The sequence below is a fragment of the Shimia sp. NS0008-38b genome (genome assembly GCF_040370365.1).
Taxonomy (GTDB): Bacteria; Pseudomonadota; Alphaproteobacteria; order Rhodobacterales; family Rhodobacteraceae; genus Shimia.
Genome location: NZ_BAABWQ010000002.1, coordinates 497076 through 520282 on the forward strand (window position 1 = coordinate 497076; position 23207 = coordinate 520282).

27 protein-coding genes are annotated in these 23207 nt (G+C 56.1%); 8 read left to right on the forward strand and 19 right to left on the reverse strand.

The annotated features are described in order from the left end of the window. Positions 1-11: 11 nt before the first annotated feature. From acpS to folK, 7 genes are all read right to left on the reverse strand, one after another. A complete protein-coding gene (gene acpS / locus ABWV47_RS08490; RefSeq protein WP_353310714.1) occupies positions 12-434 on the reverse strand; it encodes a holo-ACP synthase in 423 nt (140 codons plus the stop codon). Further along, the gene (locus tag ABWV47_RS08495; RefSeq protein WP_353310716.1) at positions 431-1069 is read right to left on the reverse strand and encodes a LysE family translocator; all 639 of its coding nucleotides are present in this window, start codon (positions 1067-1069) and stop codon (positions 431-433) included. The genes acpS and ABWV47_RS08495 overlap by 4 nt, the downstream gene beginning before the upstream one ends. Further along, complete coding sequence (locus ABWV47_RS08500; protein WP_353312060.1) at positions 1066-1800, reverse strand: pyridoxine 5'-phosphate synthase; 735 nt, start codon at positions 1798-1800, stop codon at positions 1066-1068. The genes ABWV47_RS08495 and ABWV47_RS08500 overlap by 4 nt, the downstream gene beginning before the upstream one ends. Before the next feature lie 102 nt (positions 1801-1902). Beyond that, positions 1903-2559: a DUF2062 domain-containing protein gene (locus ABWV47_RS08505; protein ID WP_353310718.1), complete on the reverse strand. Its 657-nt coding sequence runs from the start codon at positions 2557-2559 to the stop codon at positions 1903-1905. Positions 2560-2578: 19 nt separating this feature from the next. After that, positions 2579-4714: a RelA/SpoT family protein gene (locus ABWV47_RS08510; RefSeq protein ID WP_353310720.1), complete on the reverse strand. Its 2136-nt coding sequence runs from the start codon at positions 4712-4714 to the stop codon at positions 2579-2581. A 25-nt stretch (positions 4715-4739) separates the two neighbouring features. Then, the gene (gene rpoZ / locus ABWV47_RS08515) at positions 4740-5093 is read right to left on the reverse strand and encodes a DNA-directed RNA polymerase subunit omega (RefSeq protein ID WP_353310722.1); all 354 of its coding nucleotides are present in this window, start codon (positions 5091-5093) and stop codon (positions 4740-4742) included. Positions 5094-5168: 75 nt separating this feature from the next. Continuing rightward, positions 5169-5729, reverse strand: a complete 561-nt coding sequence (gene folK, locus ABWV47_RS08520) for a 2-amino-4-hydroxy-6-hydroxymethyldihydropteridine diphosphokinase (protein WP_353310724.1) — start codon at positions 5727-5729, stop codon at positions 5169-5171. Between the two features lie 152 nt (positions 5730-5881). On the opposite strand from folK, the gene ABWV47_RS08525 reads away from it, so the two are divergent. Continuing rightward, complete coding sequence (locus ABWV47_RS08525; protein WP_353310726.1) at positions 5882-6457, forward strand: LabA-like NYN domain-containing protein; 576 nt, start codon at positions 5882-5884, stop codon at positions 6455-6457. A gap of 87 nt (positions 6458-6544) precedes the next feature. On the opposite strand, the gene ABWV47_RS08530 is transcribed toward ABWV47_RS08525, so the two are convergent. Continuing rightward, positions 6545-7021 carry a c-type cytochrome gene (locus ABWV47_RS08530; RefSeq protein ID WP_353310728.1) on the reverse strand — a complete coding sequence of 159 codons (477 nt, stop codon included), beginning with the start codon at positions 7019-7021 and terminating at the stop codon, positions 6545-6547. Positions 7022-7137: 116 nt separating this feature from the next. Here ABWV47_RS08530 and ispH point away from each other — a divergent pair, with 116 nt between their 5' ends. The 5 genes from ispH (at position 7138) to rnhA (ending at position 10338) form a co-directional block, all read left to right on the forward strand. Next, positions 7138-8097 (forward strand): 4-hydroxy-3-methylbut-2-enyl diphosphate reductase, encoded by a 960-nt coding sequence (gene ispH / locus ABWV47_RS08535; RefSeq protein ID WP_353310730.1) that lies wholly within the window; start codon positions 7138-7140, stop codon positions 8095-8097. 93 nt (positions 8098-8190) lie between these two features. After that, positions 8191-8649, forward strand: coding sequence for a DUF3429 domain-containing protein (locus ABWV47_RS08540; RefSeq protein ID WP_353310732.1), 459 nt, complete (start codon positions 8191-8193; stop codon positions 8647-8649). Between the two features lie 24 nt (positions 8650-8673). Next, on the forward strand, positions 8674-9288 hold the full coding sequence (locus tag ABWV47_RS08545) for a LysE family translocator (RefSeq protein WP_353310734.1): 615 nt from the start codon (positions 8674-8676) through the stop codon (positions 9286-9288). Then, on the forward strand, positions 9285-9890 hold the full coding sequence (locus tag ABWV47_RS08550) for a methyltransferase domain-containing protein (RefSeq protein ID WP_353310736.1): 606 nt from the start codon (positions 9285-9287) through the stop codon (positions 9888-9890). Before ABWV47_RS08545 ends, ABWV47_RS08550 begins: the two co-directional genes overlap by 4 nt. Further along, positions 9883-10338 (forward strand): ribonuclease HI, encoded by a 456-nt coding sequence (gene rnhA, locus ABWV47_RS08555; RefSeq protein ID WP_353310738.1) that lies wholly within the window; start codon positions 9883-9885, stop codon positions 10336-10338. Before ABWV47_RS08550 ends, rnhA begins: the two co-directional genes overlap by 8 nt. Before the next feature lie 3 nt (positions 10339-10341). On the opposite strand, the gene ABWV47_RS08560 is transcribed toward rnhA, so the two are convergent. The 5 genes from ABWV47_RS08560 to def (ABWV47_RS08580) are packed head-to-tail and all read right to left on the reverse strand — an operon-like array spanning position 10342 to position 13009. Next, positions 10342-10578, reverse strand: a complete 237-nt coding sequence (locus ABWV47_RS08560; RefSeq protein ID WP_353310740.1) for a hypothetical protein — start codon at positions 10576-10578, stop codon at positions 10342-10344. A gap of 9 nt (positions 10579-10587) precedes the next feature. Continuing rightward, entirely contained in the window at positions 10588-11493 is a 906-nt protein-coding gene (fmt, locus tag ABWV47_RS08565; RefSeq protein WP_353310742.1) for a methionyl-tRNA formyltransferase, read from the reverse strand. Positions 11494-11520: 27 nt separating this feature from the next. Continuing rightward, the gene (gene def, locus ABWV47_RS08570) at positions 11521-12015 is read right to left on the reverse strand and encodes a peptide deformylase (RefSeq protein ID WP_353310744.1); all 495 of its coding nucleotides are present in this window, start codon (positions 12013-12015) and stop codon (positions 11521-11523) included. Next, positions 12012-12500 carry a peptide deformylase gene (def, locus tag ABWV47_RS08575; protein WP_353310746.1) on the reverse strand — a complete coding sequence of 163 codons (489 nt, stop codon included), beginning with the start codon at positions 12498-12500 and terminating at the stop codon, positions 12012-12014. The genes def (ABWV47_RS08570) and def (ABWV47_RS08575) overlap by 4 nt, the downstream gene beginning before the upstream one ends. Then, positions 12497-13009 (reverse strand): peptide deformylase, encoded by a 513-nt coding sequence (def, locus tag ABWV47_RS08580; RefSeq protein WP_353310748.1) that lies wholly within the window; start codon positions 13007-13009, stop codon positions 12497-12499. Before def (ABWV47_RS08580) ends, def (ABWV47_RS08575) begins: the two co-directional genes overlap by 4 nt. A 123-nt stretch (positions 13010-13132) precedes the next feature. Here def (ABWV47_RS08580) and ABWV47_RS08585 point away from each other — a divergent pair, with 123 nt between their 5' ends. Continuing rightward, positions 13133-14305, forward strand: a complete 1173-nt coding sequence (locus ABWV47_RS08585; protein ID WP_353310750.1) for a MalY/PatB family protein — start codon at positions 13133-13135, stop codon at positions 14303-14305. 252 nt (positions 14306-14557) lie between these two features. Here ABWV47_RS08585 and ABWV47_RS08590 read toward each other — a convergent pair whose 3' ends face one another. The 5 genes from ABWV47_RS08590 to ABWV47_RS08610 form a co-directional block, all read right to left on the reverse strand. Then, entirely contained in the window at positions 14558-16978 is a 2421-nt protein-coding gene (locus tag ABWV47_RS08590; protein ID WP_353310752.1) for a GcvT family protein, read from the reverse strand. Positions 16979-17158: 180 nt separating this feature from the next. Beyond that, positions 17159-17398, reverse strand: a complete 240-nt coding sequence (locus tag ABWV47_RS08595; RefSeq protein WP_353310754.1) for a hypothetical protein — start codon at positions 17396-17398, stop codon at positions 17159-17161. A gap of 2 nt (positions 17399-17400) precedes the next feature. Next, a complete protein-coding gene (locus ABWV47_RS08600; RefSeq protein WP_353310756.1) occupies positions 17401-18852 on the reverse strand; it encodes an aldehyde dehydrogenase family protein in 1452 nt (483 codons plus the stop codon). Beyond that, positions 18849-19997 carry an aromatic ring-hydroxylating oxygenase subunit alpha gene (locus tag ABWV47_RS08605; RefSeq protein WP_353310758.1) on the reverse strand — a complete coding sequence of 383 codons (1149 nt, stop codon included), beginning with the start codon at positions 19995-19997 and terminating at the stop codon, positions 18849-18851. The genes ABWV47_RS08600 and ABWV47_RS08605 overlap by 4 nt, the downstream gene beginning before the upstream one ends. Positions 19998-20094: 97 nt before the next feature. Then, the gene (locus tag ABWV47_RS08610; RefSeq protein WP_353310760.1) at positions 20095-21000 is read right to left on the reverse strand and encodes a LysR substrate-binding domain-containing protein; all 906 of its coding nucleotides are present in this window, start codon (positions 20998-21000) and stop codon (positions 20095-20097) included. A 128-nt stretch (positions 21001-21128) separates the two neighbouring features. On the opposite strand from ABWV47_RS08610, the gene ABWV47_RS08615 reads away from it, so the two are divergent. Continuing rightward, a complete protein-coding gene (locus tag ABWV47_RS08615) occupies positions 21129-22067 on the forward strand; it encodes a PDR/VanB family oxidoreductase (RefSeq protein WP_353310762.1) in 939 nt (312 codons plus the stop codon). Between the two features lie 338 nt (positions 22068-22405). Here the strand turns inward: ABWV47_RS08615 and ABWV47_RS08620 are convergent, their stop codons facing one another. Beyond that, positions 22406-22822: a VOC family protein gene (locus tag ABWV47_RS08620; RefSeq protein WP_353310764.1), complete on the reverse strand. Its 417-nt coding sequence runs from the start codon at positions 22820-22822 to the stop codon at positions 22406-22408. Positions 22823-23207: the final 385 nt, after the last annotated feature.

Here is a 23207-nt window from a genome sequence, read left to right on the forward strand (position 1 = left end):
GGGGCAAGGTGTCAACCCGACTGCGCGGAGTCTTGTGTGATTGGGCGGGCTTCGATCACAACAAAGGCCTGTGCCCAAGGGTGATCATCCGTCAACGTCACGTGAATGATCGCCTCATGGCCTGCCGGGGTCATCTCCGCCAGCCGCTCTTTGGCCCATCCGGTGACCTCCATCACCGGCTGCCCAGTGCGCAGGTTTTTCACCGCCATGTCTTTCCAGCTGATGCCCATGGCAAGGCCCGTGCCCAATGCCTTTGAGCAGGCCTCTTTGGCAGCCCAACGTTTGGCATAGGTGCCAGCAACATCGCGACGACGTTCCGCTTTCGCCTGTTCCACCTCGGTGAAAACGCGATTTTTGAAGCGGTCCCCAAAGCGCTCAATGGTGCCGGTGATGCGCTCGATGTTGGCCAAGTCTGTGCCGATGCCCAAGATCATTGCAGCCTCGCCGTGAAGATTTTGAAGGCTGCAAATCCAAAAAACCCGGCAAAGCCGAGATCAAACAAACGGCTTGCGCGGCGATAGCCTCGGACCACCCGCTCAGAGGAGAACAACAGCGCATAGCCCAGAAACACAAGCGCCGAGCCCGCATAAAGCAGCCCGAAATATCCAAACAGAATAGTCGGTGTGGCCGTGGCGGGGGCGACGATGGCATAAATTGACCCCCAGCCCAGAATGGCCTTCGGGTTGGTGACGTGCACAGCAGCGCCTTTGGCAAACAGCACGCCAAAGCTGCCTTGAAACGGGGTGCCTGCAGCGGTCAACGTGCCTTTGGCCATAACCCGTTTCAAAGCTTTAAATGCAAGCCAGCTCAAGTAGGCCGCGCCAACGTAGCGCATGGTTTCAAACACCCAGACGTTGGCGAGCATGATCGCCGACAAACCAAGGGCGGCGGCAATGCCCCAGCCCGCAGAGCCTGCGAGAATGCCCAAAGCAAAGGCTAACCCAGAGCGGCGCCCTTCTGCCATCGCCGTGCCCGCGATGCCCATGGTCGCCGGACCGGGGGAGCCGCCTCCCAAGAGCCAAGCGATCCAAATGGCCACAAACTCCGGCGTGATCAGCTCGGTGATCATGTGCGGGCGTCATCCATCAGACGGCGCATTTCGCGTATGGCGGGCTCCAAACCAAGGAAGATCGACTCGCCAATCAGGAAGTGGCCGATGTTGAGTTCCATGACTTCGGGCAAAGACGCGATTGGCGCGACAGTGTCATAGGTCAAACCGTGGCCCGCGTGCACTTCCAGCCCCAAAGAGTGCGCGAAGGTCGACATTTCGGTCAGCCGTGCCAGCTCTGCATCGCGCTCCTCATAGCGGCCTTCGGCGTGGTAGTCGCAATAGGCGCCGGTGTGCAGTTCGATCACTTGAGCACCGATGCGGTTGGCAGCCTCGATTTGCGCGGCATCGGCGGCAATGAAAATCGACACCCGGCAGCCGACATCGCGCAGAGGTGCAATAAAATGCGCCAGTTTGTTTTCCTCGCGCGCCACTTCCAGACCACCCTCAGTGGTGCGCTCTTCGCGCTTTTCGGGCACGATGCAGACCGCATGGGGTTTGTGGCGCAACGCGATGGCCTGCATCTCGTCGGTGGCAGCCATCTCAAAGTTGAGCGGTACGGTGAGGGCCTCCATCAGGCCATCGATGTCCGTATCGGTGATATGGCGGCGGTCTTCGCGCAGATGCGCGGTGATGCCATCAGCGCCGGCCTCTTCCGCCAATTTGGCGGCCCGCACCGGATCAGGATAGGCCGAACCGCGCGCGTTGCGCACCGTGGCCACGTGGTCAATGTTCACACCCAAGCGCAGCATCGCAAATCCTTCAGGCAAGTTTGATCGTATTTCTGGGAGACTAGGACGCGCGCGCCGCAAGGAAAACCGGTTTTTTGTGCTGGTACAATTGCCGTTCAGGCATCACCGCTCTTGTCGCACGTTGGCGGCATGTTTCTCAGCACGGGCGCGGGCCAAAGCGATGCGTTCGACAAATTTCGCAGACCGACGTTTTTGGTAGGCGCGGATCACTGGCACCGAGAGGTAGTACATAACCGTGGCTGCGACGATGCCGGGAATGATGCCGCCCACCATATAGGGAAAGAACACCTCGTCATAAAACACCCGCAGGCCGTGCCAATCCGCCACATCCTCGGTGAACATGGCCCAGAAATTGTGCCACAGATCGCCCCCCGCATTGGCAAATTTGCCTGCCAATGTACCTTTGTCGCCCTCTTCGAATTCCGTGCCCAGCAGGAAGTGACCGGTTTTCAGAGAGATCACTCCAATTGGAAGATAGGTCAGCGGATTTCCAAAGAAGGTCGCAAGCAATGCGGCCAACAAATTGCCGCCCAGAATGCGTGCCAGAATCGCTGCCACCAAAAAATGCATGGTGTAAAACGGGGAAAATGTGGTGAACACACCAGCCCAAATGCCACGCCCAATCGTTTCAGGTGATCCCGGCAGGCGATGCAGCCTGTGCTGCACATAGCGCGCAGCCCGCCCCCAACCGCCGCGAGGATAGAAAAACTCTCCAACAATGCGGAGAATTGGTCTTCTATCGCGGCGCTTAAATACCACGTGGGCTTCCTTACGTTGGTCAGCTTGTCAGCGCGTTGCGCGCCAACTCCGGGTTTCTATATCGTTCGATTTCGGCCACATCGGTTTCGGCTTCCATGGCCAACATCAGCTTATGGAGATGCTCCGCGTCACCGAGATCCACACTGATCAGAATGCGGTAAAAATCAGGTTTCCGATCCACAAACTCCAGATCAGAGATATTGGCCTTATTCTCGCCAATCAATGTGCAAAGTCGTCCCAGAACACCAGCGTCATTCCCGATCGTGACCAGCAATTGCACGGTGTAGATTGGTTTGTGTTTGCCCGCGTGCCAATGCAGATCCAACCATCTGTCCGGCTGGTCCTCATAGTTGGAAAGAGAATCGCAATTGATGGCATGCACCACCACACCCTGGCCGCGGTAGGTGATCCCCACGATCCGCTCGCCGGGCAAAGGCTGGCAGCAAGGCGCGCGCTGAAAGCTTTGATCAACGGACAGGCCAATCACGGCACGTTCCGCCGCAACGCCCTCGGTCTCCACCTGTGTCAAATCGGGATAGACCGCCTGCAGCACCTCTTGTGCGGACAGCTCAGCCGATCCCAGACGCGCCAGAACCTCATCGCGATCTTTCAGGCGCAGATGCTTGGCCGCCATCCCAAGCGCCTTGTCGGTTGCTTTTTTGCCGACATGCTCAAAGGCTGAACGCGCAAGCTCGGCCCCCAATTTCACATAGCGCTCCCGGTCCATTTCCCGCAGAGCCCGACGGATGGCGGTGCGGGCTTTCCCGGTTTTGGCAATATCAAGCCACGTCGCCTGAGGCATCTGACCTTCGGCGGTGATGATCTCCACCGATTGACCGTTCTTGATACGGGTCCAGAGCGGAACGCGGCGGTGGTCCACCTTTGCGCCCACACAGGCATGGCCAATGCGAGTGTGGATGGCATAGGCAAAATCAATTGGTGTCGCGCCACGTGGAAGCTTCACCACCTCGCCTTTGGGTGTGAAACAGAACACCTGATCCGAATACATCTCAAGCTTCACAGCTTCGAGGAAATCTTCGTGATCTTCTTCGGCATCAAACTGTTCTGTCAGACCAGAAATCCACTTCACAGGATCAACAGCAAAGGGGTTTTCACCACGCACCCCGTCTTTGTACGACCAATGTGCAGCCACACCGGATTCTGCCACATCATGCATTTGGCGCGTGCGAATTTGCACCTCTACCCGGCGTCCGTTGCGGCCAGATACGGTGGTGTGAATGGACCGATACCCGTTGGATTTTGGCTGACTGATATAGTCCTTAAACCGCCCGGGCACCGCACGCCAGCGTCCGTGAATCACACCAAGCGCCCGATAGCAGCTGTCTTCTGAATCGGTGATAATGCGGAACCCATAGATGTCTGACAGACGTGAGAACCCCTGATCTTTCTCCTGCATCTTACGCCAGATCGAATAGGGTTTTTTGGCACGGCCATAGACATCGCCGGCGACATTGTTGTCAGACAACACTTGCTGCATGTCAGCCGTGGTCTTCTCAATGACATCACCGGTTTCTTTTTGCAGCGTCACAAAACGGCGCAAGAGCGACGCACGGCCATCAGGGTTGAGCACCTTAAAAGCGAGATCTTCCAACTCGTCACGCATCCATTGCATACCCATGCGCCCTGCAAGCGGCGCGTAGATATCCATGGTTTCACGTGCTTTTTGCGCCTGTTTGTCGGGCCGCATGGCCTTGATGGTGCGCATGTTGTGCAGACGATCAGCCAGCTTGACCAAAATAACCCGCAGGTCCTTGGACATCGCCATAAACAGCTTGCGAAAGTTCTCAGCTTGTTTGGTTTCCGAAGACGACAGCTGAAGGTTGGTCAGCTTGGTTACGCCATCCACAAGACCGGCAATTTCCCCGCCAAATTTCTCCGCAACCAGATCGTAGGACGCTTTGGTGTCTTCAATCGTATCATGAAGAAGTGCTGTGATGATGGAGGCGTCATCCAGATGTTGTTCCGCCAAAATGCAAGCAACATCGATGGGATGAGTGAAATAAGGTTCGCCGGAGTGGCGAAATTGACCATCGTGCATCTCGCGGCCAAAGTCATAGGCCGCGCGAATCAAGTCATCGTTTGATTTGGGGTTGTAGGCGCGAATGAGATTTACGAGATCGTCCGCAGGGATCATTTGCGCCCACCATAGTTCCTAGGGCTTAGCCCTGTCCTTGCGCTTCCATCAGGGCGCGCAGCAATTTCTCTTCGGACATATCGTCCTCTGCGGGGGCATCCGCCTCGGCACCCATCAGAAGCGCCATACGGTCTTCTTCTGGTTCATCAACCTCGATCTGGCTCTGGTTGGCCTCGATCAGACGCTCGCGCAGCTCATCCGCAGTCTGCGTTTCTTCTGCAATCTCGCGCAGCGATACCACAGGGTTTTTGTCGTTGTCGCGATCCAGAGTGATCGCGGCGCCGGCGGAAATTTCACGGGCACGGTGTGACGCAAGCATCACCAGCTCAAAGCGGTTCTGTACTTTGTCTACGCAGTCTTCAACGGTCACGCGGGCCATCAGGCACTCCATTCGTTATGGATCGGGTCGGAAGTCGTGTATGTAAGCGGGATTGCCCCCCTTGACAAGCAAGTTTCACAGAGGTTTTGGCTCATCTTGGGCGGTTTGAGGCAATTGCGCAAACATTTCACCCACAGTAAGGCCCAAAATAGGATGACGTGACGTCATCGCTATGTCCCTTAAGGGGCCCAACACAAATGCGCGATCTTGCAAACGCGGATGCGGAAGAATCAGTTGATCCGGCGCCACCTCTTTCTGTTTCTCAAGGGGTAAATTGCGCCACAGGGCATGTGTCTCAAGGTTCGGAAGAACGATGTTGTCTAATGAAATCAGATCGATATCAACGGGCCGCGCGCCCCAGCGGATGATGCGCTCCCGCCCAAAACTCAACTCAATAGTATGCAAACGATCCAATAACGTTTCCGGCATAAGATTTGTACGAATTGCCAACGCGGCGTTGATATAATCTGGCCCTGCTCCCGCAGGAAAACAGGGGGTTTTGTAAAACCGGCTCACTGCGCGAAGTTGAATACCGTTAGAATTCAATTGCATGATCGCCCTCGCAATGGTTTCATTGGGGGTACCGAATTCAGAAGACATATTGCTTCCAAGCGCTAATAGTCCAAAACTATCCACATTTTCTCCACTTAATACCAAAGGGTGGAATACATCCTGCCGCTAACGCTTGATAGCGCGAAAAATATGTTTATTTTAGATACGCTGCAGCGCCCACTCAAATTTCACTCACGGGACATTCCAAGCGCGGCAGAGCCAGAAAGGACATTTTGATGTTTTACAAAGACGAACGGCTTGCGCTGTTCATAGACGGATCGAATCTATATGCGGCCGCGAAGTCGCTTGGGTTTGATATCGACTACAAGCTTCTGCGGCAGGAATTTATGCGCCGTGGTAAGCTGCTGCGGGCCTTCTATTACACAGCGCTGCTTGAAAACGATGAATACTCACCGATCCGCCCATTGGTTGATTGGCTCCACTACAACGGCTTCACCATGGTGACCAAAGCGGCCAAAGAGTACACCGACTCCCAAGGCCGCCGTAAGGTCAAGGGGAACATGGACATCGAACTGGCCGTGAATGCGATGGAATTGGCACCGCATGTTGACCACATTGTTCTGTTCTCCGGGGATGGAGATTTTAGACCATTGGTGGAAAGCCTGCAGCGGCAAGGCGTACGGGTGTCCGTGGTGTCCACAATCCGCAGCCAACCGCCAATGATCAGCGACGAACTGCGCCGTCAGGCCGACAACTTTATTGAGTTGGATGGACTGCGCGACGTGGTTGGCCGCCCCCCACGTGATCCGCTGCCAGAGCACAGCCGCGAAGCCGAAATGGCGGACGACTGAGCACTGCCAGAGACAATCGGGTGACAAAGACCGGGGTGCCATGCATCCCGGTTTTTTGTTGCGCGTTTGGAGATGAATTGCGGACAGTCACGGGCGTGACTGGGCATTGATCTGGTCATGTCGTTGGATCACGTCTTCGGGCCAGGTGCTTTTGATAAAGGCCAAGACATCAACAATATCCTGATCACTCAGATTGCCCTCAAACCCAGGCATGTTGCTCTCATAGCCCTGACCCACAACTGTCTCGCTGCCGTATTTGGTTATGGCAAACAAGAGCGTATCCGGATGGTGCCATGTATGGCCACTTTGGTCATGTGGCGGGGCGGGCATCCGGCCATCTGCGCCCATTTGACGCCAATTGGCCTCGCCTTCCAGATTGGCGCCATGGCAGTCCGCGCAATTTTCGGCATAAATCAAAGCACCGCGCGTGGTGTTCTCTGCAAGACTGTATGGCAGTGAAATTTCGGCGGCGTCGGCACCAGTCTCGCGCCCCAAAAGCAGCCATGCGGCGGCCCCGACAGCGATGACACAGAGGGCGACAAGGCGTGGCAAATTACGTGACATGGTTTTCTCCGTGATTTGTTTTGTCGCTAGCAGTCTCCCCTGCTGGAAGGTCAAGCACTGGACGACAGCGCGAGAAACCCCTACCTCTTGGCCAAGACCATTGTGGAGTTGAACCGATGAGCAAACCGCCCCTGTCCATCCACCTTGCCGCCCCACGCGGTTTCTGTGCGGGTGTTGATCGCGCCATCAAGATTGTGGAGATGGCACTGCAAAAATGGGGGGCTCCTGTCTTTGTGCGGCATGAGATTGTACACAACAAATTTGTGGTCGACGGTCTGCGCGACAAAGGTGCGGTGTTTGTGGAAGACTTAGACGAATGCCCGGATGACCGCCCGGTGATCTTCTCGGCGCATGGGGTCGCCAAAGTGGTGCCAGCGGAAGCTGAGCGGCGCAATATGATCTATGTGGATGCGACCTGCCCTTTGGTGAGCAAAGTACATATCGAAGCTGAGCGCCACTCTGAAAACGGATTGCAGATAATCATGATCGGCCACGCGGGCCACCCGGAGACCATTGGCACGATGGGTCAACTGCCAGACGGTGAGGTTCTTTTGGTTGAGACAGAGTCGGATGTCGACTCAGTAGAGGTCCGCGATCCAGATCATTTGGCCTTTGTGACCCAGACCACCCTGTCTGTGGATGACACCCAAGGGATTGTGGCGGCACTCAACAGGCGGTTCCCCAAGATTGTGGGTCCCCATAAAGAAGACATTTGTTACGCCACCACCAACCGACAAGAGGCGGTAAAAGAGGTCGCCCCAAAGGTGGATGCCATGCTGGTGGTGGGCGCGCCTAACTCTTCAAATTCCAAACGATTGGTGGAGGTGGGCGCAAAGAACGGATGTGCCTACAGCCAATTGGTGCAGCGCGCCGGCGACATAGACTGGCGGGCGCTCGAAGGGATTTCAGCGCTTGGCATCACAGCAGGAGCGAGCGCGCCGGAAGTGTTGGTGAACGAGGTGATTGACGCCTTCCGCGAGCGATTTGATGTCAGCGTGGAAATTGTTGAGACTGCGGTGGAGCGGGTGAATTTCAAAGTGCCGCGGGTGCTGCGGGATGTAGAAGCCGCAACTTAAGCGGCGCAAAGCGGGGACCTTCCCCGCCGCTGACCAGGCGCGCCTCCCCAGACCTAAATGGAACCAGCCCGAAGCCTTCACAGAGGGGAACCCATGCAAGAAAGACAGATCCCAAATGCACCGCTCTCTTTGGGGCTGGCTGGATTGATCCCTTTTGTATGGGGCGCGCTGAGTTTTCTCATTCCTGATCTTGCACTTTGGGGCACGCAGGTGTTCGGCCCCCGGTTTGTGGGTCCTTATATTCAGCTGTTTTACGGCGCGATCATTTTGAGTTTCATGTCAGGTGTTCTTTGGGGGTTCGCCACCAAAGCCAACGGTCAGCAGGCTGCGATTGGCTATGCTCTCTCAACCATACCGGCGCTTTGGGCGTTTTTTATGACGGGTGGCGGGCCTGTAAGTGCGGGCACCAATTTGATGTTTGGTTTCGCCGGCCTTCTGCTGCTGGACTATACCTTTTTCTCTTGGGGGCTAACGCCGCGATGGTGGATGCGCCTGCGCCTGTTGCTTACCATCATTGTTCTTGCCAGCCTAAGCGTTGGCGTCATGTTTTAGATCACAGATTTAGAGGGATACGTTATGATTTCCATCCAGTTTCTTGTGACCGCATTTGTCGTGGTCATCGCGCCGGGCACCGGGGTGATTTACACCTTGGCGATGGGGCTGGGGCAAGGCCCTCGCGCAGCCCTTTGGGCGGCTTTGGGGTGCACGTTTGGAATTGTGCCACATTTGCTCGCGGCGACTCTTGGGCTTGCAGCGGTGCTGCACACGTCGGCGGTCTTGTTTAACGTCGTGAAATTCGCAGGCGTTGCCTATTTGCTCTATCTGGCGTGGCAAGCGGTGCGCAGCGGCGGCGCGCTTGCTGTGACGGCTGAGAGCACAACGCAACACGGCTATACTGTCGCGCGACGCGGCGCGTTGATCAATATTCTGAACCCCAAACTGTCCGTGTTCTTTCTGGCGTTGCTGCCGCCTTTCCTAAGTGGGAATGCAGCAACAGCGACGTTGGAAATGGCCATGTTAGGGAGCGTTTTCATGGCGCTGACCTTTGCCGTGTTTGTGATCTACGGGCTGTTTGCAGCCAAAGCGCGGGATGTGATGTTGAGCAGTGAACGGGTGATGACATGGCTCAACCGCAGCTTCGCCGCGCTCTTTGTCGCGCTCGCCGGTCGGCTGGCGATAGAGCGCGCATGAGCGACAAGGAGACCATGGCGGTTTATGCAAAGGCCGCAGGGGACTATGCCAAGCGGTTCGCACGGGTCGAAGACGCAGACATAGATCAGTTCAGCGATTTACAAGCTTTGTTTGCGCTCCTGCCAGACGCTGGGTTGGTGCTTGATTTGGGCTGTGGCCCGGGGCAATGGGCCGCCAAGATTCGCGATGCCGGATATCGAATTGAAGCTATGGATGCATCGCCGGAAATGGCGGCGTTGGCCAAAGACCGCTATGATCTGGACGTGACCGTTGCGACTTTTGACAGCCTCCAAGCTGAGGATATGTATGATGGCATCTTTGCCAACTTCAGCCTATTGCATGCGCCCCGCTCCGAATTTCCCACGCACTTGGCGCGGATCTATCGCGCGCTGAAACCCCGCGGCGCGTTTCACATTGGCATGAAGCTTGGCGAGGCGGAGGGACGCGATCACCTTGGGCGGTTTTACAGCTACTACAGCGAGGTGGAGCTGGCCGCGCTGTTGACGGCCGCTGGCTTCACGGTGGTGCGCAAAAGAACCGGCAGCGCCAAAGGATTGGCTGGCACCAGGGACACATTTGTCATACTGACCGCACATGGCTGATTTGATTGCATATACCGATGGCGCATGTTCTGGAAATCCGGGTCCGGGAGGCTGGGGTGTGCTGCTGCAGGCCAAAGAGGGTGCGGCTGTTGTGAAGACCCGCGATTTGTCTGGCGGGGACGCGCTGACAACCAACAACAAGATGGAATTGATGGCGGCCATTATGGCGCTTGAAACGCTTGAGCGCCCCAGCAAATTGACCGTGGTGACCGACAGCAAATACGTGATGGACGGCGTGACCGGGTGGATTTTTGGCTGGAAGAAGAATGGCTGGAAAACCGCGGCAAAGAAGCCCGTAAAGAACGTTGAGCTATGGCAGCGTTTGGATGCTGCACAGGCGCGACATCAGGTGACCTGGGAATGGGTCAAAGGCCACGCGGGTCATCCGGGAAACGAGCGTGCGGATGAGTTGGCGCGCGCGGGTATGGCACCTTTCAAAAAGGGGTGAGACCTATTTGCGGTAATGCGTCGGCACGATGATCAGCGCGCCAATAGAGGCGACAATCGCATTCATACCGGGGCTGCCAAAGCCAAAGCCAAACATACGGCTGACCATAAAGAACAGAAACGCGCCACCAATACAGATGATGATCGATGGCAGGTATCCGTTGTGCGTAAAGCGGCTGCGCTCCGCTGCATACCCAATGATACCGGCGATGATAACTGTGCCGAAAAAGGCAAAAAACATAGCGCGCCCCTAGATGTGCTGACCTTTGACAAGCGGAAAGCCCCGCAAGAAGATATCTGCATCCTGCGCGCCTTTGCCTGCACGTTGCAAGCGCAAGAGTTGCACAGCCCCCTCACCGCACGCCACAGTGATCACGTCATCTAGGATTTCGCCGGGTGCGCCGGTGCCTTCTGCAAGGCGAGACGCGAGAAGCTTCACGCGCTGTCCGTCAATGTCCGTCCAAGCGCCCGGAAAAGGAGAGAGACCGCGAATTTTGCGATCCACCTCTGCGGCAGGCACTGAGAAATCAACACGCGATTCAGCTTTGTCGATCTTTTCAGCATAGGTGACACCCTCGTCTGTTTGAGGCTGAGGCGTTAGTTGTGGGAGTGTGGCCAGAGCCTCCACAATCGCAGACGCGCCGAGCACCGCCAGGCGGTTGTGCAACTGTAGGGTGGTTTCTTCTGTTTCGATGGGAATGGCACGTCGCAAAAGCACCGGTCCCGTATCCAGCCCTGCGTCCATCTGCATGATGCAGACACCCGTTTCTGCGTCCCCTGCCATAATCGCGCGGTGGATCGGTGCAGCCCCGCGCCAACGTGGCAAGAGGCTCGCATGGATATTGAGGCAACCAAGTTTTGGTGCATCAAGCACCGCTTGTGGCAGGATCAAACCGTAAGCAACAACCACGCCAATGTCGGCTTTCAAATCGGCTATTGTTTGTTGCACCTCATCATTGCGCAAGCTTTTGGGGTGATGAACCGCGAGGCCTAATTCCAACGCGCGGGCGTGCACAGGTGTAGGGCGGTCCTTTTTGCCGCGCCCGGCCGGGCGTGGTGGTTGGCAAAAGACAGCAGCGATCTCGTGGCCTGCCTCCACCAATGCATTCAACACGGATACGGAAAAGTCAGGGGTGCCCATAAAAAGGATGCGCATGGCGGTCTCTCCTGTTGCAGCTGTCTTTTAGCGGTGTTTTTGCGCTTTTTTGATCAGCATGGCACGTTTGGTTTTGCTGAGATGGTCAAAATACATCTTGCCGTTGATGTGGTCGATCTGGTGTTGCACTGACGTGGCCCAGAGCCCCACGAAGTCTTTTTCCACCGTCTCGCCGGTGTGGTCCATGTAGCGCACTGTCACCGCACGAGGGCGGGAAATTTTGGAAGAAACACCAACAAGATTAGGGCTGGCCTCTTCATGCTCGCGCAACTGAACGGAAGCGTGCAAGATTTCTGGATTGGCCATGCGGATCGCTTGTTTGCCGTCTTCAGTTGCGTCCACAACAATCAGACGCAGCATTTCGCCAATTTGGTTTGCGCCCATGCCAACGCCGGGCATGGCATACATTGTGTCAATCAGATCATCCCAGACCTGTCGCACTTGATCCGTGATTTCTGACACTGGCGCAGCTGCGGTGCGCAGGCGTTTGTCGGGCCACGGCAGACATGGTCGAACGGTCATGGGGCGTATCCTTCTAAAATCTCAGCACGAGCCAGCTCCGGCAAATGGTCCAGAGTCACTCGCCCTTCCAGATGGTCGATTTCGTGCTGGATACAGCGGGCTTCAAAGCCGTCAAAGCTGCTTTCGTGCACGTGACCATGTTCGTCCGACCAACGCACCGTGATCTGAGCTGGGCGCTCAACCGACACCATAAGACCAGGAATAGAGAGACATCCTTCGTCCATATGCTCATGCATTTCACCGCTTGCCGTAATCTCTGGATCAAGGAACGCCATTGGCGTGCGTGTGCCCTCTTTCCACGTGCAATCCATCACAAAGACACGTTTCATCACCCCCACCTGCGGGCCAGCCAAGCCGCGTCCGGGCGCCGCGTACATGGTGTCAAACATATCCGCGATCAGCGCACGCAAATCTTCGCCGCCAACCGGCACACAGGGTTGTGCCAGCCGGGGATCAGGATAGATCACAAGCGGCAGAACGCTCATCCGCGCGCCATCTCGCGTTTCATTTTCTGTGACTTGCGGGTGATCATCTGCCGCTTCATCGGCCCGAGATAATCGATGAACAATTTGCCATTCAGGTGGTCGATTTCATGCTGTACACACGTGGCCCAGAGCCCATCGAAGTCTTTCTCCTGCGGGTTCCCATCCATATCGATCCATCCCACACGCACCGCGGCTGGGCGGGTCACATCGGCATATTGCTCTGGAATGGACAGGCAGCCCTCCTCATAGACGTTCAAATCGTCGGAGCTGCTCAGCACCTCGGGATTGAACATCACCACTGGCTCTGGCTCACCCTCTTTGACACAATCCATCACAATCAGCCGATCCAAAACACCAACCTGTGGGGCCGCCAAACCAATGCCGGGAGCATGGTACATGGTTTCAAGCATGTCGTCGGCCAAAGCACGCAAATCGTCGCTCAGATCAGCAACGGGCGCACAGGGTTTCTTGAGGCGCGGGTCGGGGTGGATGAGAATGGGCTTAATCATGGCCCTCCATCTAGGGCAGTCACGCCGCGCGCGCAACGGGGGAAGCGTTTGGCGTGCGCATGGGGTTGCACATGGGTCGCAAATCAGTAGCGTGACTTGCGATGTTAAGCAAAGGACTTCCACATGAGTTTCGACGAGATCATTGATCGTTTTGGCACCCATTCCGTGAAATGGGACATGATGGAAAAGATCTATGGTGTGCCGGCAGAAGACGGAATCGCCATGTGGGTGGCCGATATGGATTTCCGCCCACCGCAGTGTGTGAGCGATGCCATTGGCAAGATGCAGTCGCAGGGTGTGTATGGCTACTACGGTGATGAAACCGCCTATCGCGAGGCGATCTGTTGGTGGATGAAAGAGCGCCACGGATGGGACGTAGAGGCCGATGCGATATTCACCACCCATGGTTTGGTGAACGGCACCGCGCTGTGTGTGGATGCTTATACGAAGCCGGGTGACGGGGTGGTGCTCACGACGCCAGTCTATCACGCGTTTGCCAGAGTAATCAAAGCTGCGGGGCGTGACGTGGTGGAGTGCCCATTGGCGCTCAACGATGGCCGCTATGAAATGGATTTTGCAGCGTGGGACGCGCAGATGAAAGGACATGAAACCATGTTCATTCTGTGCTCGCCCCACAACCCCGGCGGCCGTGTTTGGACACGCGAAGAGCTGCAGGGGGTTGCCGATTTCTGCAAACGTCATGATCTGATCTTGGTCAGTGATGAGATCCACCATGATTTGGTTTATCCGGGACACACACATATCCCCATGACCAATGTGGACGCCAGCATTCTGGACCGGCTTGTCATGATGACTGCCACCACCAAGACGTTTAACATCGCAGGCAGCCATTCAGGCAACGTGATTGTTCCAGATGAAGCTCTGCGTGCCAAATTTGCCGGACGCATGGCGGCACTGGGTATTTCAGCAAACAGCTTTGGGCTCTATATGGCGGAAGCGGCCTATACGCCCGCAGGGGCGGAATGGGTCGACGGGCTGATCACCTACCTCGATGGCAACCGCAAGATACTGGATGCGGCGATCGCCGATATCCCGGGTGTGGGCTCCATGGCGTTGGAGGCGACATATCTGAGCTGGGTCAACTTTGCGGACACTGGCATGCCGCGTGAGGATTTCACGCGGCGCGTGGAACAAGACGCACGGATCTGCGTGAACCATGGGACCACGTTTGGCAAAGGCGGAGATACATTTCTGCGGTTTAACATCGCCACACCGCGTGCCCGTGTAGAAGAAGCCGCCGCGAGACTGCGCGCAGCTTTCTCTGATCTACAATAGCCCCAACCAACATGCTCCCGCTGCGGAGGAGGTCACATCATCGATGTGACCAACCCCGCGCGGAATGGGGCTCAGCTGCGTTGCGCCTGTCAGGACGTGTGACCAGTCAGAAACGCGGCTTTACCTGATCTAACGGAATGAGAAACCTCAGGGTGAATGAACGCGAGGCAAAGAGAAGCAGCGCCCCAAGCGGACGTGGTGACTGAAGCTAAGATGGCGTTCTCCGCAACGCTCAATCTGTGTCTATTGCCATCAACGGCGCAGGGATTTGCCATCTGCATCAAACGGCGGTTCAGACAAAATTGTGGCCTTATGCGGCTGTCCAAGGACCATCACCTCAACCTCATCCCCCGGATTTGCGTCTTTGACAAAGCCGAGCGCAAGGGACATGCCGACAGTATAGCCATATGCACCTGATGTGACGCGCCCAATGCCTTTCCCGTCTTTGAAGATGGGCTCTCCACCGGTGGCATCCGCATTTGAAGCTGTCACATCAGCCTCATGGAGATGCAGGAGGCAAAGGTGTTCTCGTGCGGCGTTTTCCATCACTTTCTGGGCGGCGCCTTTGTTCAAGAAGTCCTTTTCAAATTTGCACAGACGATCCAGCTCCACTTCTTGCGGCCAGTATTCTGGGCTGTACTCGCGCGACCACGACCCGTACCCTTTTTCGACACGCAGGCTCATCAACGCACGGCTGCCAACCGGACCAGCGCCAAACGCCTTTCCGGCGTCGATCAACGCGCCATACAGACGGGCCTGATCTTCGGTTTTGCAGTGCAGCTCCCATCCCAAATCGCCGGTGAAAGACACCCGCAGGGCCAAGACCTGAACCCCTGCAAGCTCAATCAATTGACTGCGCATAAAGGGGAAATCTGCCGTCGCAAGTGAGGTATTGGTCAGGCGCTGCAAAAGAGCGCGGGACTTAGGGCCAGCAACGTTAAAACCACACATCGCTTCGGTTTGGCTGTCAAAGGTGGTCCCTGCGGGCAAAGGCACCTCTTTGAAGAAGCGCTTGTGATACCGTTCCGCAAGGCCAGAGCCAATGACCCAAAACTCATCTTCAGCCACCCGTGTCACGGTAAAATCGCCCGCAATCCCACCGCGTTTAGAGATCAGGGGTGTCAGGCAAGAACGGCCCAGATTTTTTGGCATGTTGTTTGCAAACACCGCATTCAACCAGTCGGCCGCACCTGCGCCTTTGCAGCGGTACTTGGCGAAGTTGGATATATCAATGATGCCAGCATGATCGCGCAGCATCTTGCACTCTTTTCCGACGGCCCCCCACCAATTTTGCCGGGTAAAGCCATTGGTATCAGACGCACCGGGCGTGTCTGAAAACCAAAGTGGGTGTTCCCACCCGGCGTTCAGACCAAAGACAGCCCCCATCTCCATTTGCATTTCATAGATGGGACGCGTGCGGGCCGGGCGGCCTGCGCTGCGTTCTTCGTTGGGGAAGTGAATGGCAAAGCGGTGGGCGTACTGATCCTCAACCCGCGCTTTGGTGAAGTCTTTCGTCGCCCAGGTGTCAAACCGCGCCAGATCCCATGCGAACATGTCGTATTCTGTTTCACCCTCGATGATCCACTGCGCGGCCATCAGCCCCATGCCGCCAGATTGAGAGAACCCGGGAATGATGCCATTGCAACAGAAGTAGCCTTCTGTTTCGGGAACAGGCCCCATCAGCACATTGGAATCTGGGGACCAAATCATCGGGCCATTGATCACACGTTTGATCCCGGCCTCACCAACCGCGGGCACGCGTTCAATGGCGTTCATCATGTTCTCTTCGATCCGGTCCAGATCATCCGGAAAAAGATCGTGCGCAAAATCGAGAGGTGTGCCCTCTTCCGCCCAAAATTTCATGTCTTTCTCATAGGCGCCAACCAGAAGGCCGTTGCCTTCCTGTCGCAGATAGTACTCCCCATCGCGGTCACTGACTGAGGGTAGGCGACGCCCCGCGCCTTGGACATCTGACATGGTTTCAGTGACGAAATATTGGTGCTCTGTTGGCTGAAGCGGCAATTCAATGCCTGCCAGTTTCGCCACCTCTCGCCCCCACAGGCCCGCGGCGTTCACGACCCAAGGTGTTCTAATGTCGCCCTTAGGTGTCTTAACGATCCAAGTGCCATCTGCTTGCTGTTGGGTTGCGGTGACAGGGGTAAACCGATGAATCTCAGCGCCGCGCTGGCGTGCGCCCACGGCATAAGCATTTGTGACGCCAGAGGGGTCCACGTTGCCGCCATCGGGTTCAAACATCACACAGCGAATGCCATCGTAGTTCACCATCGGGTTTAGCGCTTTGGCTTCTTCGATGCTGATCTCGTAGAAGTTCATGTCGTAGAGTTTGGCTTTAGCCGCTTGCAGCTTCAGCTGATGCACCCGCTCTTCGGTCTGCGCCAGATAGAGCGATCCCGGTTGGAACACGCCGCAGCTTTGACCCGTTTCCGCCTCCAGAGCGTTGTAGAGGTTCATGGTGTAGTGCTGAATGCGGCTGATGTTGGTGCTGTCATGTAGCCCATGGATGTTTGCCGCTGCGTGCCATGTAGACCCGGAGGTCAGCTCATCGCGTTCCAGCAACACAACATCACGCCAACCAAGTTTCGCCAAGTGGTACAGGATAGAGCATCCAATGACGCCACCGCCAATGACAACAGCCTGTGCTTCGGTCCGCATGTCGGACGTCCTCTTCTTTTCGTAACGCGGCGCACAAATGGCCGACTGTGTTTAGGAGCATGTGATGAGGGCTCATCACGTTTGGATGGTTAGCGTTTGGGCTTAGACAGAAGCCGTGTGTTTGGGTGGTTTCGCAGAGTGTCGTAGGTGTTCTCACCACCAGTTGCGTGTGTGGTCATTTCAAAATTCGATCAGCTGGGCGCGGCCGTATTCGGACAATCGGTGATTGAGGGTTGCGGCCTCAGGTGCCCCGCTTTCGAGCGCGAACACAAAGGCATGTGTGAGATAGAAACAGGCCGCATCAATGTCTTGGCGCGCTTCGGCCGCATCCCCGGCCACCGTGTAGAGACGCACAAGTTTCGCCACATCATGGTGGGTGTGCGCATCGCGCAAAGCCGTATCGAGCGCGTGACGATCCATCGTTAGACTTTCAAAGATATCGCGATGTTTTTGGTGCGCACGTAATTGTAGAGCGCCTCCAAACCTTTCTCGCGGCCAAAACCAGACTTGCCGACACCGCCAAAGGGCGTCGAGATGCCGCCTGCAAACCATTCGTTCACAAAGACCTGCCCGGCCCGCAACTTGCGCGCAACGCGGTGTGAGCGTGCCAAGTCCCGTGTGAAGATACCTGCCACCAAACCGAAGTCGGTGCCGTTTGCCATCGCGATGGCCTCAGCCTCGGTGTCAAAGGGGGTAAAACAGGTGACAGGACCAAAGATCTCTTCTTGCGCGACGCGACTGGCAGGATTGACGTCAGCGAGGATCGTTGGCGCCATGAAATAGCCTTTGCGATCAATCCGTGCGCCACCTGCGGCCACGCGGGCGCCATCCTGTTGCGCAGTGGAGGTCAGGTCTTCGACCCGTGACAATTGCAAAGCGGACACAACCGGCGTGTGCTCGGGATTTTCCAGACCGTGGGCTACACTCAAACCGTTGGCCATCTCAGCGGCACGCGCCACCGCGTCCTCATAGATGGAGCGATGTACCAGCACCCGCGCCATAGCGGAGCAGACCTGACCAGCATTGTAGAAGATGCCGCTTTGTAAGCTGGAGATCACCGCGTCTAGGTTTGCGTCTTCAAAAACAACAGCTGCCGATTTCCCGCCCAGCTCCATCAGCGCCGGTGTCACTGTGTCCGCCGCAGCGTGCAGGATTGCCTGCCCGGTGAAGACAGAGCCCGTAAACACAATCTGATCAACCTCAGAACTGGCAACAAGCCGCGCACCTAAATCGCCGCCGATGCCATTTAGGATGGAAACCGACCCGGCTGGAACCTCTGCACGTTCGAGCGCCTGCCCCAACATGGCGAGTGCAATCGGGTCCAGTTCCGGTGCTTTGATAACTGTGGAATTGCCAGCCGCCATCGATGGGGCCAGAGAGCGCGCTGCGATCGAAACCGGGAAATTCCAAGGCACGATTTGCGCCGAAACGCCGTAAGGCTCAAACACGGTGTAGTCTGTGTAGCCCGGACCAAGAGGGATCGATTTGCCTTCAATTTTGTCAGCCACGCCCCCATAGTATTCAAAATACTCTGCGGCCTCGGAGAATTCATCGTGCGCGGCGGACAGCGACTTTCCACTCTCGCGGCACAGGAGATACGCACCTTCGTCTGCAAGTGCGCGAATTTCCTGCGCAATACGGCCCATCAGGCGACCGCGCGCCGCCGGATTCATATCCGCCAGGTCGCCCCGATCAAACGATGTGCGTGCCGCCTCAAGCGCCTGAGCAAGGCTTTCCTCACCTGCCTGCGCACTGTCAGCCATGTGTTCTTCGAGCCCCGGATCCTCCACAGCGATCACGCCGCCACCGTCCCCCTCACGCCATGACCCGGCCACGTAGTTGCGCGCCAGACCATCTTGCAAAAGGGCGTTCATGGATTGCGACCATTTTCGATCTGGGTCGCGACCCAATGGTGGAAATTATGTGTGGGACCATCCATTTCAGGTGAAAATCGACCGCCATCAAACAAATGCCCGTGACGGCCTTTCTGCATGCCTTCGACTACAAAGATGTCTTCCTCAAACACTGTCTTCCAAAGCTGCGCATTGGAATCGCGCAGCCCCTCAAGCTCCGGCGCATTAGAGGCCGGTTGTGCGTAGTAGAGCTCTATGTGTTCAACCGTGCGACCGCAGTCTTGAGGCTCCAAAACAATGGCAAAACTGTGATCACGTTGAACGCCCAAAAGCACATTTGGATAGACAGCGATGTACTCTGCACCTTCGTCCCACTTGTTGCTCAGGCCTTCGAAATCGGGGAATTTTTCACCACCTTCCCCAATAAATTGCCGGTACACCAACGTGCCTTGCCCAGAGTAAAGATCGCGCTGTTGGATGTTGTAGTGATCCTCAAGACGCGAATAGCTGTTCAGCCCCGGATGCACCCAAGGGAGGTGATAGCTTTCACAATAGTTTTCGACGGCCAATTTCCAGTTTGTGGCGACTTCGAGCTTGAAAGAGGAGGAAGCTCCCCCATGAAATATTGGCTGCTCAAACTCTTCCCAACGTTTCAGTAGCTCGGCATGCACCACCTGAAAATCTTCGGCGCTTCCGTCAAGGTTCACGAAGATGACGTCCCGCCAAACAAATGAACGGACTTTCAAGAGCCCAAGGTCATCTATGTTGATGTCTTCATGCGTGTTTTGGCCGGGACCGCCGACGTGGGGTGTGGCGCGCAGAGCGCCATCCAACCCATAACACCAACTGTGATACGGACAGCGAATGGCACCGCGGATTTTGCGCGGTTTGTCGACCAGAATCATACCACGATGGCGGCATGTGTTTTGAAACACGCCAATGTCACCATTGCGATCGCGGACAAGCAGGATTGGCATCCCCAAAAAATCGATCGGTTTGGCATCGCCTGCTTCTGGAATGTCCTTGCCAAAACCAATACCAGACCAGTTTGCATACAGAACAGACCGCTTCTCTTCCTCAAACATGGTCGGATCAATATAGTGTTCATTCGGCAAACCGTTTGCCGAGTTCACGTCGTTTAAGACGGAAGAAAGAGCGCTTTGCATGGTCGTCGAACTTTCGTTTTCGTAAGTCTCTGCGCCAGTTGAACTGGATCAGCGAAAACGCTCAATATCTGAAAAGTTCATCCAGAGTTGATCTGAACTAAACCGTATGTGCGCCCGCCTCTTTCAACAACCATTGTTTCAGCGCCAATGCCCCTTTGGACTGCTCGCTGTCCGGCAAACCAACCAAGTGAAACTGATTGGGGGCGGCAAGCGCATAGGGCTCGATGATGGAAAGTTTCTTGGACTCAAGCATCGGCTGAATCAAACGCCGCCACCCCAGTGCGACGCCTGCCCCCTTCCGCGCCAACTGCAACGCCACCGAGTAGCTGGTCACTTTGGTGCCAATGGCGAGACTTTCCGAATAGCCAAGGCTTTGAAACCAATCCGACCATTTTGTCCAAGTTGGACTGGCGCCGTCCAGATGGATCAACCGTTGCCGCGCCAATTGAGACAGGCTGCTGCCCGTAAGGTCTCGGGCCAAATCTGTGGCTGCAACGGCGACAAGTTCATCTCGAAAAATCGGGGTGTGGGGCAAAGTCACGCCAGCGGCTTTCCCATAGTTAATGAAGAAATCGTACTCGCGCGCGTTGAGGATCGGCCGATCTTGGGTGATCTGATGCACGCTGATTTCTGGATATTCCCGCCAAAAGCGAATGATTGCGGGTGATAGCCACAGCGCGGCCACAGCCGTTGTCGAACCAACGGTGACGGAGTCGTCATCAGCAATCCGTCGAATGTTGGAAAGCTGGCGCGACACCTGATCAAAAGCAGAAGCAAGTGTGCCATAAAGCGCTTCGCCTTCAGGCGTCAACTTGACACCACGATGCTGGCGCTCAAACAAGGCTGTTCCCAGATCACCCTCCAACGCTTTGATCTGGTGGCTCACCGCCCCCGGTGTGACAGACAGTTCTTGCGCAGCACTTTTGAAACTCAGATGGCGCGCAGCGGCTTCAAACGCCGAAAGGGCCGTAAACGGCGGTAAATCGTAGTGGCGTCGTGACATGGCGTTTGCAGGGTCCGGGCTTCAAGGATGAATTTAACTCAACTGAATTTGAATATTTTCCCAATTGAGCGAAAAGGGCAATTGCTTTCTTGAAGGAGGTCATTAGGCCAATCTAGGAGCTTCGGTCGATGCAAAATGCCCGCCTTATCAGGAAATCCGAACTGAGCGACGACACGACAGATTTCGCGTTTGAAATCTTGGAGGGTCGCTTTTCAGGCCTTGAAGCTGGTGCACATGTCGACGTGCATCTGAGCAACGATGTTATCCGCCAATATTCGGTGTGGAGTTGGAGTTTAGACGGTCGCGTCCTAAATGTTGGCGTGAAACGGGAAGACGCCGGGCGCGGTGGCTCAGTGGCGATGCACGCACTGGAAGTCGGAGCGACGGTCGAGATTGGCGGACCACGCAACCACTTCAAACTGCAATCAGGCGATCGCTACGTAACATTGATTGCCGGCGGAATTGGGGCCACGCCCTTGGTGGCGATGGCCCGCGAGTTGCTGATCTCTGGGCGCGCGTTTCAGGTCATCTACCTTGTCAGAACACGAGGTCTGGCTGCAATGGATGCAAAATTTCGCGCTCTTGGATTGGATCAATGGTACCGCCTGCATTGCGATGACACAGACGGGCAGCTCAATTTTTCTGACGTCTTGCACAGTCTGCCCGTGGACAGCGATGTCTACACCTGCGGCCCTGAGCCCATGCTCAAGGCGGTCCTAGACGCGGGCACGGTTATGCGTGGAGGCACCATCCACTTCGAGCGATTTTCGCCCGCATCTGAGGTTGACCAAAGGGAGGCGGAGAGTTTTGAAGTCGAGCTGACGTCAACCGGGGCGCTCTACCAGATCGGAGCAGACGACACCATTTTGGAGGTCCTTAGAACCAATGGTGTGCCGATTGATTTTGGCTGTTCTGAGGGGATTTGCGGCTCCTGTATCGTCGATGTGGCGGAGGGCGAAGTGGACCACCGCGACGGTATCCTTACCCCGGAGGAACAAGCGACCAACAGCTACATGTGCACGTGTGTTTCTCGTGCCAAAAATAAGAGGTTGGTTCTGGATCTTTAGCACCAGAGTTCCAAGCCTCACGTTCTGGTCCTGAGCGATACATGGCGCGTGACAGAGCAAAAGCACCTCTTGCGCAGTGTGCATGACCATCTCCATGACGCCAGCCTGCGTTCGAAGCCACCGGCACAAACAAAAGAGTGTTTGAGCGCAGTCTGGCTGCGAAAATTAATGCCCTTGGTATGGTCAGTTTTTAGTCAGAGCCTCCCCTGGACAGACCTCGCATGCAACGCCGGATAGGCAGGCACTTCGACGTATTCCGGTTCAGACGTGGTCAGAGGGCGCCTGAAAGCGCAGAGGTGAAGAAACGCAGCCGCCCTCAAAACCCGCTGAAATTTAGATCAATCGTCTCGGCCAGGTTCGGTCGGATCACTGGAGAACAAAGCAATCTTGTTGCCTTGGGGATCCCGCAGATAGCCAACATAGAAGTGAGGACCATAGGACGCACGAAAGCCGGGCTTGCCTTCACCGATCCCACCTGCGCCGAGTGCCGCAGTGTGCAGGTCACGAACCTGCTGTTGATCGCGAGCTTCAAATGCGACCATCGCCCCATTTCCAACCGACGCCGCACGTCCATCAAACGGAGGCTTAACGTAGAAATCTGGCAGAACAGGCACCTGCCCCGACGCCACTGGCAGCGCATAACTTAGACCCTCAGGCCCTTCTTTCAGAGTGTAGCCAAGATCCGGCAGAAATGCATTGTAGAACCGCTTTGCACGCCCAATGTCATCAGCCCCAACAGTGACGTAAGCAATCATGCTGCCCATTTCCTTTCAATGGCCGCGATCACCGCGACGCCTTTCTTTCCAAAGAACCTAACTCGGTGTGGCTGTCGCCACAATGAACACAATCTGCGTTTGTCACATGGACGGTCTCATGTTGTGGGCGTCGACGCAGTGCCTTCCTTCCCCGTCTATGTTGCCAGCGGTGTCCAACGCACGCTCACAACGCCCAGTCGCGGGCGTGCTTGAGACCGGACAATTGACACCATCCTAGTTCCAGATGGCCATCTCTGTTGGATTTGGCGCTCCATATCGATGCTGTTATCCCCATAAATACACGATAGGTCACAGCCATTTCCGGCACCACAAACGACACAAACCGCGCGCTGGAACACCGATTCCCCTTAAAAAGAGCCGATAT